Genomic DNA, 15,493 nt, shown 5'->3' with positions numbered 1-15,493 from the left:
GAAAAATCGTGAAATCACGGGTTTTCGGCGAAAACCCGTTACTTCGCCGCCGCCAGCCGCACCGCCGGTTTCCGCGCCGGGCGCGGCGCGGCGGAATTGGCGTCGATGAAATCCAGCACCAGCGGCCGGATGTTCAGCCGCCAGCTCTTGCCGGCGAAGATGCCGTAATGGCCCGCCCCCGGCTCCAGGTGGTTGGCCTTCTTCGCCTCCGGCAGCCCGGTCAGCAGGTTCAGCGCCGCGATGCACTGGCCGGGGGCGGAGATGTCGTCCTCGGTCCCCTCCACCGTCATCACCGCCACTTCGGTGATCGCGGCGATGTCCACCTTCTTGCCCGCCACCACGAATTCGTTCAGCGCGATCTCGCGATTCTTGAAGATGCGCTCCACCGTGGACAGGTAGAACTCGGCCGTCATGTCCATCACGGCGAGGTATTCGTCGTAGAAGCGGTTGTGCGCGTCGTGGTCCGCCGCCTCGCCGCGGGCGGCCTTCAGGATCTGCTCGCTGAAGGCCCGCGAATGGCGGTCGAGGTTCATCGAGATGAAGCCCGCCAGCTGCATCAGCCCGGGGTAGACCAGCCGCCCGGCGCCCTTGTAGCTGAAGCCGACGCGCTGGATCACCAGATGCTCCAGCTGGCCCATGGTCACCCGGCGGCCGAAATCGGTGACCTCGGTCGCGGCGGCGTCGGGGTCGATCGGCCCGCCGATCAGCGTCAGCGTGCGCGGCTGCGCCGCCGGCTCCTCGCCCGCCAGATAGGCGGTGGCGGCCAGGGTCAGCGGCGCCGGCTGGCAGATGGCGATCACATGGATGTCCGCGCCCAGGTGGCGCATGAAATCCACCAGGTAGAGCGTGTAATCCTCGACATCGAACTTGCCGGCGCTGACCGGGATGTCGCGGGCGTTGTGCCAGTCGGTCACGAAGACATCGGCATCGGGCAGCAGGCTGGCGACGGTGGACCGCAGCAGCGTGGCGTAGTGGCCCGACATCGGCGCCACCAGCAGGATGCGCCGCGCCATCGGCGGGCGGCGGCGGACGAAGAACTGCACCAGGTTGCCGAAGGGCCGCTCCACCAGCGTCTTCACGTCGACCAGGTGGTCCTGCCCGTCCGGCCCGACGATGGAGCGGATGCCCCAGTCCGGCTTGATGATCATCCGGCTGAAGCTGCGCTCGGCCACGTCGCCCCAGGCCGCCATCAGCGGTAGGAAGGGGTTCATCGACAGCGCGAACAGCGGATAGCGGGCGAAGGCCCGTGCCGAGGCGCCCAGCCACTCATTGGTATTGCGGGCGCTTTCCATCAGGTCGTAGGTGGCCATATACTTCACAGGCGTCTCCTTCGGGCGGGTACCGGCACCCTGGCCGCGGCCCCCCCAATGGCCGACGACGAATGCTGCATGGCAGCAAAATAGGGGGGAACGATTAACATGGCAACTGAATCCGACGATCCGGGTGCAAGGCAGGACCGTCTCAACGCCAACCTCGCCCGCGTCGAAGAGTTGTCGAAACGCCTCGCTTCCGCCTTGGCGCAGCGCCGCCCGGCCGATCCGGCGCTGGCCGGCCCCTCGTCGGATGTCTACATGAAGGCCGCCGCCGCCTATCTGGCCGAGATGATGCAGAATCCCGCCAAGGTGCTGGAGCATCAGATCGGCTATTGGGGCAAGACGCTGAAGCATTACGTCGAGGCGCAGCAGGTGCTGGCCAAGGGCGAGTTCAAGGCCCCGCCCGACCCCGGCCCGAAGGACCGCCGCTTCCAGAACCCGCTCTGGGACAGCCATCCCTTCTTCAATTTCCTCAAGCAGCAATATCTTCTGAACGCCGAGGCGATCTCCACCGCCGTCGGCGACATGGAGACGCTGCCGGCCGAGGACCGCCGCCGGGTGGAATATTTCACCCGCCAGATCGTCGACATGTTCGCCCCCACCAACTTCCTCGGCACCAACCCCGACGCGCTGGAAAAGGCGGTGGCGACCGATGGCGAAAGCCTGGTGCAGGGGCTGGAGAACCTGGTCCGCGACATCGAGGCCAACCAGGGCGACCTCCTGGTGACACTGGCCGACAAGGAGGCCTTCCACGTCGGCCAGAACATCGCCACCACGCCCGGTTCGGTGGTCTACCGCAACCGGATGCTGGAGCTGATCCAGTATGCGCCGACGACGGAGAAGGTCCACAAGACCCCGCTGCTGATCTTCCCGCCCTGGATCAACAAGTTCTACATCATGGACCTGAAGCCGCAGAATTCGCTGATCAAGTGGATCGTGGACCAGGGCTTCACGCTGTTCGTGGTCAGCTGGGTCAACCCCGATCCCAGTTATGCCGGTGTCGGCATGGACGACTACATCCGCGACGGCTACCTGCGCGCCATGGCCGAGGTGCGGCGGATCACCGGCGAGAAGCAGATCAACGCCGTCGGCTATTGCATCGCCGGCACCACCCTGGGCCTGACGCTGGCGCATCTGCAGAAGGCCGGCGACAGATCGGTGAACTGCGCCACCTTCTTCACCACCCTGACCGATTTCTCCGACCCGGGCGAGGTGGGCGTCTTTCTGGCCGACGATTTCGTCGACGGGATCGAGCGGCAGACGGCGCAGGACGGCATCCTGTCGTCCTTCTTCATGTCCCGCACCTTCTCCTTCCTGCGCTCGAACGACCTGATCTACACCCCCGCGATCAAAAGCTACATGATGGGCGAGGCGCCGCCCGCCTTCGACCTCCTGTTCTGGAACGGCGACGCCACCAACCTGCCGGCGAAGATGGCGGTGGAATACCTGCGCGGGCTTTGCCAGCAGGACGGCTTCGCGCGGGGCCAGTTCCCGGTCTTCGGCGAGCCGGTCAGCCTGTCGGACATCAGGCTGCCGGTCTGCGCGGTGGCCTGCGAGACCGACCACATCGCCCATTGGAAGGGCTCGTTCAACGGGGTGAAGCAGATGGGATCGAAGGACAAGACCTTCATCCTGTCCGAGTCGGGCCATATCGCCGGGATCATCAACCCGCCGTCCAAGGGCAAATACGGCCATTACACCAGCTCCGCCCCGGTGGCCGGCGCCCCCGAGGACTGGCTGGCCGGGGCCGGGAAGACCCCGGGCAGCTGGTGGCCCCGCTGGGGGGAATGGCTGGCGGACCGCTCCGGCCCGATGGTGAAGGCGCGCCAGCCCGGCGACGGGGCCGAGGTGCTGGCCCCCGCCCCCGGCACCTATGTGGTGGCCGGGCCGGAGACTCCGGCGGCCTGACGCCTGACCTTTGTTCCAGCCGGATCGACATCCGTGCAGGACGCTCCCCGGCCTCCCCGGGCGGGAGCAGGCGAGGCACTGCCTCGCCCCGCCCGTGCGCGGCGGGTGCACCAAGAGACGGTCGTGGCACGAGACCCCGAGAGGCCAGCGCCCGACCGAGGCCGAGCGAGAAGCGCCCGCCGAGGGCGGGGCGGGCGCTGGCCGGGCCTTTGAGGCCCGGCCGGACAAGGGGAAGCGTTGCTCCGTGGCGAAGGCGATGGCCTTCGCCAGACAAATCCGCCGCAGCGCAGCGATTCGCTTTCCCGGCCAGGAAAGGGGGAGGTCGCCACATGGCGCCGGCAGCTTCCATTTCGCCGCAGACGGAGACCGGATGCCTTCCGGGCAAGGATTCCCCGCCCGCCGCACCATGGTAAATCCCGCATTCTCAACCGCTTCCGGGTTTCCGTAGCGTCACTCTCCCACAGGGCGAGCGTCATGTCCCTGTCATGCGCCCACGGTAATGCTGCATTGCAGAAACTGTCTTGAATTTCTGCACTGCAGCATGTATATCCTTGCCCATGAAACGGGCCCCGGACAGCCGGCAGACACCCGGACAAAGGAGAGATGAAATGACCAAGACCACGGATTTCACCAAAGTCGTGCAGGACATGATGGCCCAGTTCCCCGTTGACGCCTCGGCGTTCCAGAACGCGTTCAAGACCCAGGCCGCCTTCGGCGAGAAGCTTGCCAAGGTCGCGCTGGAAGCCGCCGAGAAATCGACCGAGATCAGCGCCAAATGGGCCAAGGACTCGATCGCCCGCATGAGCGACGTCGCCAAGGCCAAGGCCGAGCCGACCGAATACACCAAGTCGGTGACCGACTTCGCCTCGGCCGCCGCCGAGATCGCCGCCGAGAACCTGGCCGCCTTCGCCGAAGTGGCGAAGAAGGTGCAGATGGAAACCGTCGAGCTGATGCTGGCCGCCGGCAAGGAAGCCTCGGCCGATGCCACCGCCGCCGTGCAGAAAGCCACCGCGGACGTGACCGCTGCGGCCAAGAAAGCCGCCGCTGCCGCGAAGTAATCCTTCGGGATCAGGGCGTTCTCCGCCTCCTCCCTGTCGGACGGACGCCTCGGGCGGGCCCTTTGCGGCCCGCCCTTGCTTTTTGTGCGGCGCGCGCCTTAAGCTTCTCTGCAAGCGCAAAGCCATGGGGGTGCCGCGGATGGCCGATACCGACAAGCCGCTTCTGATCAAGCGCTATGCCAGCCGGCGTCTCTACAACACCGAGACCTCGGATTACGTGACGCTGGAAGACATTGCCGGCTTCATCCGCCAGGGCCGCGAGGTGCAGATCGTCGACCTGAAGACCGGCGACGACCTGACCCGGCAATACCTTCTGCAGATCGTGGCCGAGCATGAATCGAAGGGCGAGAACGTGCTGCCCGTCGACGTGCTGACCGATCTGGTGCGCAGCTATGCCACCGGAATGCAGTCGGTGATGCCGCAGTTCCTGGCCTCCAGCTTCGAGATGCTGCGCAACAGCCAGGCCAAGATGCTGGAGAACATGGCGCATTTCCCCAACCCCATGGCCGCCGTGCCGGGGTTCGAGGCTTTGCGCAAGCAGCAGGAAGCCTTCCTGAAGTCGATGATGGGCGGAATGCCCGGCTGGGGCGGCTCCGGCCCCGCGCCCGAGGCCGAGAACCCGGCCAAGGGCGACGACATCGCCGAGATCAAGCGCCAGCTGGCCGAATTGCAGTCGAAGCTCTCGAAGCTCTGATCCATGGCCGAGACGGAAGGCCGCGTCACGCTCTGGGGGATCGAGGTCTTCCTTGCCGCCGCGGAAGAGGGCGCCATTTCCGCCGCGGCGCGGCGGCTTGGGGTCAGTCCCTCCGCCGTGTCGCAGCAACTGACCGGGCTGGAATCGGCGCTCGGGGCGGCTTTGCTGGACCGCAGCACAAGGCCGATGGCGATCACCCCGGCCGGCACGATGTTCCGCCGCCACGCCCAGACCATCCTCAACGCCGCCGAGGAAGCGCGGGCCGAACTGGCGCTGGCCGATCTGGCCGGGCTGACCACGCTGCGCCTCGGCATGATCGAGGATTTCGAGGCCGACGTGACCCCGCGGCTGCTGTCCGCGCTGGCCGCGGAATTGAAGGGCTGCCGGTTCCTGCTGGAGACCGGCCCCTCGCATCGGCTGCTGGACCTGCTGGAGGCCCGGGCGCTGGACCTGGTGGTCGCCGCCGACACCGGCGCGCCCGAGGGCGACTGGCGCGAGGTGCATCCGATCCTGCGCGAGCCCTTTCTGGCCGTCTGCCCCAAGGGGCGCACGCCCGAGGGCCTGCCGCTGATCCAGTATACCGCCCGCCACCTGATGGGCCGCCAGATCGCCGCCCATCTGGCGAAACTGGGGCTGAAACCCGCCTCGCGGTTCGAGCTGGACAGCTACCACGCCATCCTTTCCATGGTGGCGGCGGGGGCCGGCTGGGCGATCCTGACGCCGCTCGCCCTGCATCAGGCTCGCCGCTTCCGCGACCGGGTGGACGTGCTGCCGTTGCCCTTCGCCGGTCTGGACCGCACCCTGTCGCTTTCGGCCCGCGCAGGCGTGCTGCGCGAGGTGCCGGGGCAGATTTCCCAACGGCTGAAGGGGCTTATCCAAGCCGAGGTGGTGGACCCGATGCGTGCATCCCTGCCCTTCCTGGGGGACAGCCTGCGCATTCTCTGAGGGCTCGTCGCGCGCCTCCGGCTCCTCCTCGCCCTGCGACGAGGCACGAAGTGTCCGAAGAGCCGCCCGCCGCCCCTCAGCCCTTCACATCCGCCACCGCGCCGAGGATCGCCCCGGCGATGAAATCCAGCTCTCCCAGGTTCAGCCGGGTCGGCAGCCGCACGTCGCAGGCGCGCATCAGCATGGCGCGGGTCTGCGGCAGATCGGGCTGCGGCCCGAGGAACTGCCAGTTCCAGAACGCCCGGGCATTGCCCTCGCTCAGCCCGAAGACCTGCACCGAGACGCCGCGCGCCTTGGCCGCGTTCTGGAACGCCCGCGCCTCGTCGTCCGTCCACTCGCCCACAAGGTTGAACTGGATCGAATCCGGCGCGCGCTCCTCCGGCCCCAGCGGATCGGGCACCCGAAGATGCGCGCAGGCGTTGAGCTGTGCCGCCACATGGTCGTGGTTCGCCCTGCCCTTCTCCACCCGCCCGGCCACCATCGGCAGCTGCGGCCGGATCACCGCGGCGGACAGGTTCTGCATCCGCAGGTTGTAGAGCGGCAGCTTGTTCTGCCAATGCGCGCAGGAGTTCGACAGGCCCGGATGCTTCTTCCAGTTCTCCTCGTAGGCGCCGGACATGATGATGGCGCGGGCGGCGATCTCGGAGTCGTCGGTGACCATGATCCCGCCCTCGCCGGCGTTCACCAGCTTGTAGGACTGGAAGGAGAAGCAGCCGACCTTGCCGATGGTGCCGATCCTGCGCCCGCCCCAGACGGTGCCGAGGCTATGCGCCGCATCCTCGATCACCGGAATGCCGGCGGCGTCGCACAACGCCATGATCGCGTCCATGTCGCTGGTATGGCCGCGCATGTGGCTGATCATCACCGCATCCGCCCCCGGCAGCTTGGCGGCGAAATCCGCCATGTCGACGCGATAGTTGTCGCCCACCTCGACCAGCACCGGCACGCAATCGGCATGGACGACGCTGGAGGGGACGGCGGCGAAGGTGAAGGCCGGGATCAGCACCTTGGCGCCCTTCGGCAGGTCCAGCGCCTTCAGCGACAGGAACAGCGCGGCGGAACAGGAGGAGACCGCCAGCGCATAGCGCGCGCCCAGCAGGTCGGCGAATTCCTGTTCCAGCAGGGCGACCGGCGCGTCCGAGGGCGCGGTGTAGCGGAACAGGTCGCCCGAGGCCAGCAGCCGGTCGATCTCGGCCTTTGCGGCTTCGGGGATGGATTCGGCCTCGTGGACATTGGGGGCGAGGATCTGACCGTCGGGCGCCATGTTCAGCTTTCCTGAAAGTATGCTTCAGGAAGTGTGTAGACATGCGGAGGGTGACATTCCAGCGACAATTCGGCCGATGGGCCGGAATTTGCCGGTTTGGAAAGGTTTCGGGTCCTGCCAGACTTCCAACTGGGTCACCCTCGGCGGGCGGGAAGAGGCGAGGCACTGCCTCGCCCCCGCCCGTGCGCGACGGATCACCCAGAAACGGCAGTCACGAGAACCCCGAGAGGCCAGCGCCCGACCCGGCGGGCGAGAAGCGCCCGCCGAGGGCGGGGCGGGCGCTGGCCGGGCCATTGAGGCCCGGCCGGTCCAGTTGAAACGGTGCGCTGTGGCGAAGGCGATGACCTTCGCCACGGCTATCGGCAGAATGACCGCCCTACCCCTTGACCGCCGCGCGGGCCTCCAGCTTCTCCATCGCCTCGACCAGTTCGTGCCAGGCGGTGCGGGCCATCGAGCGGAAGGTGTAAAGCTCGAAGGCCTCGGGGCCGGTGCGCAGCAGCACCAGCGACATGTGGTTCAGCGCCGCCCTTGCCGCCCGTCCCACCGGAAAAGCCGCGGCGCGCAGGTCCAGCGGCACCAGCCGGGCCAGCACCGCCTCGGCCCCCGGCCCCGACAGCCCGAACCCGGCCCAACCGTCGCTCTGGTCCGTCACCGCCGCGCCGTCCAGCGCGGGCGCGGGCGCGCCGATCAGGAAGGCCTGCTCGCGCCCGGTCCAGACGATCCGCGCCGCGTCTTTCGCAACCCATGTTCCCGGCCCGGGGAAAGTCAGCCCGATAGTCTTCAGCCCCTTGGAAGCCGCCTTCTCCCCGCCGGGAAACAGCGCGATGGAGGTGATGGGCCCGGAGTCCAGCAGGGCCAGAGTGGCGCCGCCCCGGGTCACGGGCGCGGCGTCGAGCGCGGGTTTGGCAATCAGGTCAGGCACGGAGCTTCCCTCCCTCCGGGTCGTGGAACACCGGGTCGCAGACTTCGCAGGGCACGTCGATGCCGCGCAGGTGGTCGACCAGCCGCACCGTCTCGCCATGGCGGGCGCGGCCGTCCAGCAGGAAGCCCATCCCCAGCCAGGCATTCAGCGTCGGCGACCAGCACACGGAGGTGACATAGCCCTGGTCGTTCACCCGCTCCACCGTATCGCCCGGCCGGAACAGATGCGCGCCGGCGCTGATCGGCGCGGCGGCCTTCAGGCCGACCAGCTGCTCGCGCTCCGGCCCGACCATGCCGGGACGGGCAGCGGCGGCCTTGCCGATGCAGTCCTTCTTGGCCGAGACCATCTTCTCCATGCCGATGTCGAAGGCCGTGGTGCGGCCGTGAATCTCGGCATGGGTGATGAAACCCTTCTCGATCCGCAGCACGTTCAGCGCCTCCATCCCGTAGGCGCCGCCGCCCATGGTCTCAGCCCGCGCCAGCAGGTCGCGGAACAGTGCCTCGCCGTAGCGGGTCGGAACGGCGATCTCATAACCCTCCTCGCCCGAGAAGGAGATGCGGAAGAGCCGCCCCTCCACCCCGCCGATCTGCACCGGGGCCACGCCCATGAACGGCAGTTCCACCGGCTGGCCGAGATAGCCCGACAGCAGTTCCCGCGCGCGCGGGCCGGCGACGGCGAATTGCGCCCAAGTCTCGGTGACCGAGATGAAGCGCACCTCCCAATCGGCGCAGAAGGCCTGATGGACGAAATCCAGATGCCGCATCACCAGCCCGGCGCCCGCCGTGGTGGTGGTCATCAGGAAATGGCTGTCGCCCAGCCGGGCGGTGGTGCCGTCGTCCAGCACCAGTCCGTCCTCGCGCAGCATCAGGCCATAGCGGACGCGGCCGACCGGCAGAGTGGAGAAGGTGTTGGTATAGACGAAATCGAGGAAGCGCGCCGCATCCCGGCCCTGCAGGTCGATCTTGCCGAGGGTCGAGACATCCGCCACCCCGACCGCCTGCCGCACCATCATCACCTCGCGGTCGCAGGCTTCCTTCCAGGTGGCTTCGCCCGGCTTGGGGAAATAGGACGGCCGATACCACAGCCCGGCCTCGGTCATCGGCGCGCCGCGGTCGCGGCTGGCCTGATCCGAGGTCAGGAAGCGCTGCGGCGCGAAGCCCGCGCCCCGGCCGCCCGCGCCCATGGCGGCGATCGACACCGGCACGAAAGGCGGCCGGAAGGTGGTGGTTCCGGTCTCCGGGATGCCCCGCCCGGTCGCATCGGCCAGCACCGCCAGCGCCGCGACGCTGGAGGTCTTGCCCTGGTCCGGCGCCATGCCTTGGGTGGTGTAGCGCTTCATATGCTCGACGCTGCGGTAGTTCTCCTGCGCCGCCAGCCTGACGTCCTTGACCGTCACGTCATTGGCGAAGTCGAGCCAGGCGCGGCCCCCCGCCCCGCTTTTGGTGCCGGAGACCGCCCAGGTCGCCGTCACCGCATAGGGCGCGTCCTCGGCTGCCGGCACCGCCACTTCGGCCGGCCGGATCTCCAGCGCTTCCAGCGCCTCGACAGCCGCCGCGCGGCCGGCGGCCAGCGCGCCATGGGTGGACATGGTGCCGTTCGCCGCCCCCGCCGCCAGCAGCCCGGGCACCGCGCCTTCGGAGGGCACGAAGGCCGCCAGGTCCTCGTTCCACCGGGGCCGGCCGTTCATGTGGCAGGTCAGGTGCAGGGTCGGGTTCCAGCCGCCGGACATCGCCAGGCAATCGGTCTCGATCCTGAACTCCTCGGCGCCCTTGCGCACGGTGATCTCGCGCAACCCGTGGCGGCCGCGGCTGTCCACCACCTCGGCGCCGACATGGACCGGGCAATCCTCGACCGAACTGGCATCGGGCCGCGGATCGACGATCGCCGCCACCTGCACCCCCGCCGCCATCAGCTCGCGCACGGTGGCGCGGGCGGCGTCGGTGTTGGCGAACAGGGTCACCCGCTTGCCCGGCACCACGCCGAAGCGGTTCAGATAGGTCCGCACGGCGCTGGCCAGCATGATCCCCGGCCGGTCGTTCATCGGGAAGGCGATGGGGCGCTCCAGCGCGCCCGCCGCCAGCACCGACCGCTTCGCCACGATGCGCCAGAAACATTCCCGCGGCAGGTTCGGCCGGGCGGGCTTGTGCAGCCCCACCCGCTCCAGCGCGCCATAGGTGCCGTGGTCGTAGGCGCCGGTCACCGTGGTCCGGGTCATGATCCGCACGTTCGGCAGGCTGCGCAGTTCGGCCTCCACCGCCGCCACCCAGATCGCCGCCGGCGTGCCGCCGACATGGCCGAGGTCCGAGACCAGCCGCCCGCCCAGCATCGGGTTCTCGTCGGCCAGGATCACGTCGGAGCCCGAGCGCGCAGCCACCAGCGCCGCCATCAGGCCCGCCGGCCCGGCGCCGATCACCAAGAGGTCGCAGAAGGCATGGGCCTTCTCGTAGACCCCTTCGTCATGCCGGCCCGACAGGCTGCCCAACCCCGCCGCCCGCCGGATCGCCGGTTCGTAGAGCTTTTCCCAGAAGGCGCGCGGCCACATGAAGGTCTTGTAGTAGAAGCCGGCGCTGAAGAAGGGCGCCATCAGGTCGTTCACCGCCAGAAGGTCGAAGCGCAAGCTGCCGAGCCGGTTCTGGCTGCGCGCCTCCAGCCCGTCGAAGACCTCCTGCACCGTCGCCCGCACGTTCGGGGTCTGGTTGGTGCGGCCGACCACCTCGACCAGCGCGTTCGGCTCTTCCGACCCGGCGGTCAGCACCCCGCGCGGGCGGTGATACTTGAAGCTGCGCCCCACCAGCCGCACGTCGTTGGCCAGAAGCGCCGAGGCCAGCGTGTCGCCCTTGTAGCCGCCGTATTCCCGCCCGTCGAAGCGGAAGCTGACGGGGCGGGTGCGGTCGATGATGCCCTTGCCGTCGATCCTCATTCCCTGGCCCCCTTCAGACCGGCCACCAGCTCGACCCGCAGGATCTCATGCGTCACCGTGCTGCGCGTCACCGCCAGCCACTGGGCGCAGCCCTGTTCGTGATACCACAGGTCGCGGGTGATCCCCGCCGGGTTGTCGCGGTTGTGCAGATAGTCGTCCCAGGCGGACGCCGGCGCCTCCGGCCCGGGCCGGTCGAGATAGTCGTCCGAGCCGTAATAGTAGAACTCCCGCCGGTCGCGGTCGCCGCAGAGGGGGCAGGTCAGGCGCATCTCGTCAGCCTCCGAGGCAGGCCGAGGCGGCCGCCTTCTTCAAGCGATAGGTGGTGGAACCGGCGTCCTCGGCCAGGTCGAAGGCGCCACCGCATTCGTCGGTGTCGCCGACGAGGAAGTAATCCGTCGTCACCTCCAGCGTGTCGCCGGACAGCCTTCCGATCCGCATGACCCCGCCGTCGCATTCCACGCCGCAGGTCCATTGGCCGGCCTCGGCGAAGCAATAGGCGGTCTGGGCCAGCATGGCGCCGCCCCTGCCCTCGGCGCGGGCGCGGCCCTGGTCGGCCAGCCGCACGAGGACCTCCATGGTGGGCACGTCGCCCGAGGCCCCGGTGCCGGGCAGGAAGTTCAGGCGGATGGCCGCGACGTTCTGGCCCGGGTTCTGCTGCAGGTGCTGCGCCGTGTAGTCGCGCGCGAAGCAGCCCGTCGGCAGATCCTGCGCCAGGGTGGGCGCAGCCGGGGCGAGGGCGGCAAGGAGGCCGATGGCTTGGCGGATCATCCGGGCCTCCTAGTGCAGGTTGTGCTGGCTGCCGGTGCCTTCTTCGTCCAGAAGGTGCCCGGTGGCGAAACGGTCGAGGCGGAAGCGTTTGGCAACCTCGTGCGGCTGGTCGGTGGCCATCAGATGCGCCATGCACCAGCCGCTGGCCGGGACGGCCTTGAAGCCGCCGTAGTTCCAGCCGCAGTCGAGATAGAGCCCCTCGACATGGGTCCTGTCGATGATGGGCGACCCGTCCGGCGACATGTCCATGATGCCGCCCCAGGACCGCAGCACCTTGGCGCGGCCGATCATCGGCATCAGGGTCATGCCCGCTTCCATCACATGCTCCACCATCGGCAGGTTCCCCCGCGCGGCGTAGCTGGCGTAGAAGTCGAGGTCGCCGCCGAAGACGAGGCCGCCCTTGTCGGACTGGCTGATGTAGAAATGCCCCATGCCGAAGCTGACCACATGGTCGATCACCGGCTTCAGCCCCTCGGTCACGAAGGCCTGCAGGATGTGGCTTTCGATCGGCAGCCGCATCCCGGCCATGGCGGCGACCTGGGACGACCGGCCGGCGACCACGATCCCCACCTTGGCCGCGCGGATCGCGCCGCGGGTGGTCTGGACGCCGCGGACCTTGCCGTTCTCGATGTCGATGCCGGTCACTTCGCAGTTCTGGATCAGGTCCACCCCGCGCCGGTCCGCGCCGCGGGCATAGCCCCAGGCCACGGCGTCGTGCCGGGCCGAGCCGCCGCGGGGATGCAGCAGGCCGCCGTAGATCGGGAACCGCGTCTGCTCGAAATCCAGATAGGGCAGATGCTCGCGCACGCCCTCGCGGTCCAGCAGGATGGCGTCGTCGCCCTGGTTGATCATCGCATTGCCGCGGCGGACGAAGGCGTCGCGCTGGCCGTCCGAGTGGAACAGGTTGATCAGTCCGCGCTGCGAATGCATCACGTTGTAGTTGAGCTCGGCCTCCAGCCCCTCCCACAGCTTCAGCGAATGCGAGTAGAATTCGCTGTTGCCGGGCAGGAAGTAGTTCGCCCGCACGATGGTGGTGTTGCGCCCGACGTTGCCGCCGCCGAGATAGCCCTTCTCCAGCACCGCGACATTGGTCAGGCCGTGGTTCTTGGCCAGGTAATAGGCGGTGGACAGTCCATGGCCGCCGCCGCCGATGATGATGGCGTCGTATTCGGGCTTGGGGGCCGGGTCGCGCCAGGCCGGTTTCCAGCCCTTGTTGCCGAACAGCCCTTCGGTGAAGACCCTGAAGCCTGAATAGCGCATCGCCTGCCCCGTGCCTGGTCCATCTTCGGCCCCGGTGCGGGCCGCGACCTCTGCCGGACATCTGATCCGGCTTTGCTGCTCTTATCAAGCGTTCCGCAGCAAAACCTTGCCTTCGGGCGACATCGGATGTCGCTGCGGCCGTGCGCAGCGGTCATGCCGTCGCGGCAGCGCGGCGATACTTCACATGGATGGCGCCCTTGCGCCAGGGGCGGGCGAAGTCCAGTTCCAGCTTCAGCTCCGGCGTGCCGGGCGGGAACAGCGGGATGCCGTCGCCGAGGATGATCGGGATCACCGCCATTTCCAGGATGTCCAGCTTGCCGATTGCCATCATGCCGCGGATGACCTGCCCGCCGCCCTCGACCCAGACGGTGCCGTGGCCCTCGGCCTCCAGCTCCGCCGCCACCGCCGCCAGATCGCCCGACCGGACGCGCACGCCGGGCGGCGGCGCCTCCAGCGGGCGCGAGGTCAGCACCGTCACCGCCTTGCCGGCATAGGGCCAGTCCTGGCCCGCGGCGGCGTCATAGGTGCCGCGCCCCATCAGGATGGCCCCGACCCCGGCATAGAACTCCTCGAACCCCAGCCCCTCGGGCGGGTAGTCGGCGACCAGCCAGTCCTCGACCCCGCCGTCGGGCCGCGCGATCTTGCCGTCCAGCGAGACGGCGATGTGGCAATGCCAGACGGTCATGCGTTCCCCCGGATCAAACCGGGAACGAGGCTAGCCTGCCGCAGGCCGGGCCGCAATGCGGAAGGGGCGGCGGAAGCGCCGCCCCGCCGGCTCACAACCCCTTGGAGCGGTAGGCCGCCGCCACCCGGCCGATCGACACCAGATAGGCCGCGACCCGCAGATCCTCGACATCGTTGCGGCCGTGCCAGACCTCGCGCATCGCCTGATAGGCGGTGCGCATGGTGTCGTCGAGGCCCGAGCGCACCAGCGCCAGTTCGTCCGAGCCCTGCAGGAACCGCTCCTTGAAGTCGTCGGCCAGCGACCAGCCCAGGCCCTTGTCCGAGGACAGCCGTTCCAGCTCCTCGACCAGCAGGCGGGACCGCGCCTCCTCGGCCCGGCGCTGCATCCGGCCGAAGCGGATGTGGCTGAGGTTCTTCACCCATTCGAAATAGGAGACCGTCACCCCGCCGGCATTGGCATACATGTCGGGGATGATCACCACACCCTTCTGCCGCAGGATCTCGTCGGCGCCGAAGGTGATCGGGCCGTTCGCGGCCTCGATGATCAGCGGCGCCTTGATGCGGGGGGCGTTCTCCTTGTGGATCACTCCCTCCAGAGCCGCCGGAATCAGGATGTCGCAGGGCTCCTCCAGCACCGCGGCCCCTCCCTCGACATGGGTGCCGCCGGGATAGCCCGCGACCAGGCCCTGGTGGCCCACCATCCATTGCCGCAGGTCCTCGATGTCCAGGCCCTTGTCGTTCAGGATGGCGCCGTCCCGCTCGATCACCGCCACGATCTTGCAGCCGTCCTCCTCGGACAGGAACTTCGCCGCGTGGTAGCCGACGTTGCCCAGGCCCTGCACGATGACGCGCTTGCCCTCCAGCCCGCCGGACAGGCGCGCCATCGCCACGTCCTCCCGGTGGCGGAAGAACTCGCGCAGCGCGTATTGCACACCGCGGCCGGTGGCCTCCACCCGGCCCTGGATGCCGCCGGCGTGCGGCGGCTTGCCGGTGACACAGGCCTTGGCGTTGATGTCGGTGGTGTTCATCCGGGCATACTGGTCGGCGATCCAGGCCATCTCGCGCTCGCCGGTGCCCATGTCGGGCGCGGGCACGTTCTGCGCCGGGTGGATCAGGTCGCGCTTGATCAGCTCGTAGGCGAAGCGGCGGGTGATCTGCTCCAGCTCGTGGTCGTCCCATTGCCGCGGATCGATGCAGAGCCCGCCCTTCGAGCCGCCGAACGGCGCCTCGACCAGCGCGCATTTGTAGGTCATCAGCGCGGCCAGCGCCTCCACCTCGTCCTGGTTCACCGCCATGGCATAGCGGATGCCGCCCTTGACCGGCTCCATATGCTCGGAATGGACCGAGCGGTAGCCGGTGAAGGTCTCGATCTTGCCGCGCAGGCGGACGCCGAAGCGCACGGTATAGGTCGAATTGCAGACCCGGATCTTCTCTTCCAGCCCGGGGCTCAGGTCCATCAGCCGGACCGCCCGGTTGAACATCAGGTCGACCGAGTCGCGGAAACTGGGTTCACCAGCCACTTTCATACTGTTCTCCTCCCAAGGAGCGCCGTGCGCTGGCGGCAGTCTATCCCAGCCGCCCCCGAAAGAAACCCGGCAGAAGTGTCGAAAACACCGGGTTCCTGCAGGCAGTTGTTAACCCCTGCCGGCGGAATGTGATTCGCCCGGGCCGGGACGATTCGCCGCCCGCCCGGCCGGCGCAGCGTTCCCGGCCGGCGGACAATCCGCGCCCGTGCAGGCCAACCGTTTCCGCGCCCC

Annotated in this window: 13 protein-coding genes; 4 read left to right on the top strand and 9 right to left on the bottom strand. The window is 68.6% G+C overall.

The window, feature by feature from the left end; genetic code table 11:
- Nucleotides 1–38 precede the first annotated feature (38 nt).
- A complete protein-coding gene (phaZ, locus tag G5B31_RS12925; protein WP_165018291.1) occupies nt 39–1,319 on the bottom strand; it encodes a polyhydroxyalkanoate depolymerase in 1,281 nt (426 codons plus the stop codon).
- Between the two features lie 99 nt (nt 1,320–1,418).
- Between phaZ and G5B31_RS12920 the strand changes: the two genes are divergently transcribed.
- The 4 genes from G5B31_RS12920 to G5B31_RS12905 all read left to right on the top strand — a co-directional run bounded on the left by G5B31_RS12920 (nt 1,419) and on the right by G5B31_RS12905 (nt 5,918).
- Nucleotides 1,419–3,221: an alpha/beta hydrolase gene (locus tag G5B31_RS12920; RefSeq protein WP_165018289.1), complete on the top strand. Its 1,803-nt coding sequence runs from the start codon at nt 1,419–1,421 to the stop codon at nt 3,219–3,221.
- Nucleotides 3,222–3,829: 608 nt separating this feature from the next.
- On the top strand, nt 3,830–4,279 hold the full coding sequence (locus tag G5B31_RS12915) for a Phasin (RefSeq protein ID WP_165018287.1): 450 nt from the start codon (nt 3,830–3,832) through the stop codon (nt 4,277–4,279).
- Between the two features lie 139 nt (nt 4,280–4,418).
- Nucleotides 4,419–4,973 carry a polyhydroxyalkanoate synthesis repressor PhaR gene (phaR, locus tag G5B31_RS12910; protein ID WP_165018285.1) on the top strand — a complete coding sequence of 185 codons (555 nt, stop codon included), beginning with the start codon at nt 4,419–4,421 and terminating at the stop codon, nt 4,971–4,973.
- Nucleotides 4,974–4,976: 3 nt separating this feature from the next.
- The gene (locus G5B31_RS12905) at nt 4,977–5,918 is read left to right on the top strand and encodes a LysR family transcriptional regulator (RefSeq protein WP_165018283.1); all 942 of its coding nucleotides are present in this window, start codon (nt 4,977–4,979) and stop codon (nt 5,916–5,918) included.
- A 76-nt stretch (nt 5,919–5,994) separates the two neighbouring features.
- On the opposite strand, the gene G5B31_RS12900 is transcribed toward G5B31_RS12905, so the two are convergent.
- The 8 genes from G5B31_RS12900 to G5B31_RS12865 form a co-directional block, all read right to left on the bottom strand.
- Complete coding sequence (locus tag G5B31_RS12900; protein ID WP_165018281.1) at nt 5,995–7,182, bottom strand: DegT/DnrJ/EryC1/StrS aminotransferase family protein; 1,188 nt, start codon at nt 7,180–7,182, stop codon at nt 5,995–5,997.
- A 376-nt stretch (nt 7,183–7,558) separates the two neighbouring features.
- Nucleotides 7,559–8,104, bottom strand: coding sequence for a sarcosine oxidase subunit gamma family protein (locus G5B31_RS12895; protein WP_165018279.1), 546 nt, complete (start codon nt 8,102–8,104; stop codon nt 7,559–7,561).
- Nucleotides 8,097–11,024 carry a sarcosine oxidase subunit alpha family protein gene (locus tag G5B31_RS12890; protein ID WP_165018277.1) on the bottom strand — a complete coding sequence of 976 codons (2,928 nt, stop codon included), beginning with the start codon at nt 11,022–11,024 and terminating at the stop codon, nt 8,097–8,099. The genes G5B31_RS12895 and G5B31_RS12890 overlap by 8 nt, the downstream gene beginning before the upstream one ends.
- Nucleotides 11,021–11,293 carry a sarcosine oxidase subunit delta gene (locus G5B31_RS12885; RefSeq protein ID WP_165018275.1) on the bottom strand — a complete coding sequence of 91 codons (273 nt, stop codon included), beginning with the start codon at nt 11,291–11,293 and terminating at the stop codon, nt 11,021–11,023. The genes G5B31_RS12890 and G5B31_RS12885 overlap by 4 nt, the downstream gene beginning before the upstream one ends.
- A 4-nt stretch (nt 11,294–11,297) precedes the next feature.
- Nucleotides 11,298–11,792 carry a hypothetical protein gene (locus tag G5B31_RS12880; RefSeq protein WP_165018273.1) on the bottom strand — a complete coding sequence of 165 codons (495 nt, stop codon included), beginning with the start codon at nt 11,790–11,792 and terminating at the stop codon, nt 11,298–11,300.
- A gap of 9 nt (nt 11,793–11,801) precedes the next feature.
- The gene (locus tag G5B31_RS12875; RefSeq protein ID WP_165018271.1) at nt 11,802–13,052 is read right to left on the bottom strand and encodes a sarcosine oxidase subunit beta family protein; all 1,251 of its coding nucleotides are present in this window, start codon (nt 13,050–13,052) and stop codon (nt 11,802–11,804) included.
- 151 nt (nt 13,053–13,203) lie between these two features.
- Entirely contained in the window at nt 13,204–13,737 is a 534-nt protein-coding gene (locus G5B31_RS12870; protein ID WP_165018269.1) for a dihydrofolate reductase family protein, read from the bottom strand.
- Nucleotides 13,738–13,828: 91 nt separating this feature from the next.
- Nucleotides 13,829–15,262 (bottom strand): Glu/Leu/Phe/Val dehydrogenase, encoded by a 1,434-nt coding sequence (locus G5B31_RS12865; protein WP_165018267.1) that lies wholly within the window; start codon nt 15,260–15,262, stop codon nt 13,829–13,831.
- Nucleotides 15,263–15,493 lie beyond the last annotated feature (231 nt).

It is taken from the genome of Rhodobacter sp. SGA-6-6, from assembly GCF_011043545.1.
Lineage (GTDB): Bacteria > Pseudomonadota > Alphaproteobacteria > Rhodobacterales > Rhodobacteraceae > Pseudogemmobacter.
This window is presented reverse-complemented; position numbering and strand designations above follow the sequence as displayed.

Bases quoted from the DNA above. Each gene is read 5' to 3' on its own strand.
- G5B31_RS12920 (WP_165018289.1), top strand. From the start codon at position 1,419: ATGGCAACTGAATCCGACGATCCGGGTGCAAGGCAGGACCGTCTCAAC.
- G5B31_RS12915 (WP_165018287.1), top strand. From the start codon at position 3,830: ATGACCAAGACCACGGATTTCACCAAAGTCGTGCAGGACATGATGGCC.
- phaR (WP_165018285.1), top strand. From the start codon at position 4,419: ATGGCCGATACCGACAAGCCGCTTCTGATCAAGCGCTATGCCAGCCGG.
- G5B31_RS12905 (WP_165018283.1), top strand. From the start codon at position 4,977: ATGGCCGAGACGGAAGGCCGCGTCACGCTCTGGGGGATCGAGGTCTTC.
- G5B31_RS12900 (WP_165018281.1), bottom strand. From the start codon at position 7,182: ATGGCGCCCGACGGTCAGATCCTCGCCCCCAATGTCCACGAGGCCGAA.
- G5B31_RS12890 (WP_165018277.1), bottom strand. From the start codon at position 11,024: ATGAGGATCGACGGCAAGGGCATCATCGACCGCACCCGCCCCGTCAGC.
- G5B31_RS12885 (WP_165018275.1), bottom strand. From the start codon at position 11,293: ATGCGCCTGACCTGCCCCCTCTGCGGCGACCGCGACCGGCGGGAGTTC.
- G5B31_RS12880 (WP_165018273.1), bottom strand. From the start codon at position 11,792: ATGATCCGCCAAGCCATCGGCCTCCTTGCCGCCCTCGCCCCGGCTGCG.
- G5B31_RS12875 (WP_165018271.1), bottom strand. From the start codon at position 13,052: ATGCGCTATTCAGGCTTCAGGGTCTTCACCGAAGGGCTGTTCGGCAAC.
- G5B31_RS12870 (WP_165018269.1), bottom strand. From the start codon at position 13,737: ATGACCGTCTGGCATTGCCACATCGCCGTCTCGCTGGACGGCAAGATC.
- G5B31_RS12865 (WP_165018267.1), bottom strand. From the start codon at position 15,262: ATGAAAGTGGCTGGTGAACCCAGTTTCCGCGACTCGGTCGACCTGATG.